This window comes from Paenibacillus sp. J22P218 (assembly GCF_056269195.1).
The window spans coordinates 1-1,805 of record NZ_JBWDNL010000016.1 but is presented as its reverse complement, the minus strand read 5'-3'; the positions used below and the strand labels follow the sequence as shown (position 1 = coordinate 1,805).

At 39.2% G+C, this 1,805-nt stretch carries 1 protein-coding gene, 1 tRNA gene and 1 rRNA gene; all 3 read right to left on the bottom strand.

Translation table 11 applies throughout. From position 1 onward, the window contains the following. Positions 1-86, bottom strand: a 16S ribosomal RNA gene (locus tag AC0YN0_RS31150); the annotation flags it as partial. Positions 87-505: 419 nt separating this feature from the next. Further along, a complete protein-coding gene (locus tag AC0YN0_RS31145; RefSeq protein WP_475824713.1) occupies positions 506-1,243 on the bottom strand; it encodes a hypothetical protein in 738 nt (245 codons plus the stop codon). Positions 1,244-1,504: 261 nt separating this feature from the next. Next, positions 1,505-1,587, bottom strand: a tRNA-Leu gene (locus AC0YN0_RS31140). Positions 1,588-1,805 lie beyond the last annotated feature (218 nt).

The window sequence follows — 1,805 nt, the reverse complement described above, 5'->3', positions numbered from 1 at the left end:
TCCCCGAAGGAATAACTCCGCTCGACTTGCATGTATTAGGCACGCCGCCAGCGTTCGTCCTGAGCCAGGATCAAACTCTCCATAAAGGTGTTTGACTTGCTCAAAAACTTTATACCGCATTGGAATTCGAGATTTCCAATCGGCGTTTCAATCAACCTCTAATCGCGGTCGCTCATCACTGAGTTACTTCGATAAAGATTGATACATTGCTTTAGTTAGAAGCCAAAGCTTCTTAACTGGCAGTTACGCTCGTTGTTCAGTTTTCAAAGAACAATCATTTGTCTTTCGTGTCCGGCGTGTGTTTCTCTCGGCCGGAATTAGAATATATCATGTTTTCATATATCATTGCAAGTGTTTTTTCGATAATAATATTTATATTTTATAAATTACCGTAAATTCATTTAATAAAACGTATAATAACTCACGAAAAAGCTCAACATTTTATGAAATAAATAGAGACTAACCTGCTAAGTTTCAACAGGATTAGCCTCTATACTTATTAAATTTAGATCGTAATTGAACCCAACAACATTAACAAAAGAGAATAACTCGCGATTGAAGAAACAATATAGAGCGTACGACGTTCCCTCGTTACCTCGAACAACTCAATTGAAGCAGTTACCGTTAAGATCAGCGTGGATAACAACGTAATTATAAGCACGAATAGCGATAGCTTAATACTCAGAAGAGCTAATACTGCGGCGATCAGAAATCCAGCTCCGGCCATGTATTGGGCTCCACCAAGCTTAATGATTATGGTATTGAAGGAATGACGTTGACTTCCCTTCCAAAAACCAATTGCGGAAAGTCCCACAAAAAGCGAAATGATCGAAAATAAGGACATAAGAAACATTTTTCCTACAATTGCAGTACTAATCCTTCCTGAATCCATGAGGCCACCAAAACCGCCAAATCCAAAAATGCTATTGAACAAATGTTGAAGCTTGGCCCCAATGATAAATGACCAAATAAGGAATCCAACTACAGAAGCTACAATACCAAGTATTCCGTATACTAGGTCCTTGTTAGGATTAAGAGAGAGGCTTTCTAATGGATTTTTGAGCAGCCTCATAATAAGACGACCGTCAATTGTTTTAATTGACTCACTGACATCATTCAATACGTTTCGTGATGCGGCAGAAGCTGCAGCGACAGGAGCAGATTTGGAATCTACGTTCGGATTATCAATGTTACTACTGACTTTTTCTTCTTGTGGTACAGACTCGTTTTTATTCAAATCCATCCCTAAACCTCCTAATAGTAGTTTATGAATTCCAATATTTTCTACTGTAACACGTTTCTTCTTATATTTCAGCATTCTTCGACTTTTAACTACTATATACATTGTTTTTTGACGTTTGAACCCATTCTCGAAGCAAAAAAAAACACCCTTCGTGGGTGGCTAATTTAACTTTTGTGTTTAGCTAGTAAGATCGTAATATAATTTAGAATAGTCAAAACAAAAATAAGCCCTTGCTCAGCAAGAACTTGTTTGTTGAAAGTATGGTGCGCGTAGAGGGACTTGAACCCCCACGGTCGCCCGCCAGATCCTAAGTCTGGTGCGTCTGCCAATTCCGCCATACGCGCATGGTAAGTGTTTTTCGATGATTATGCTTCCTGAATCACTTCAGAAAAGACACAACCATTGAATACAAGGCATTGCGCCCTGAAATCTGGATACGAAAGAATGTTGTTGCTGAACTTTAGCTGTTGCCTATAGGTTGTATGGACCATATAAGCTCTTTAGGATAAGCCCTCGACCGATTAGTATTCGTCAGCTACACACATTGCTGTGCTTCCACCCC

Excerpts from the sequence above, each read along its gene's own strand:
- AC0YN0_RS31145 (WP_475824713.1), bottom strand. The coding sequence starts at position 1,243 with ATGGATTTGAATAAAAACGAGTCTGTACCACAAGAAGAAAAAGTCAGT.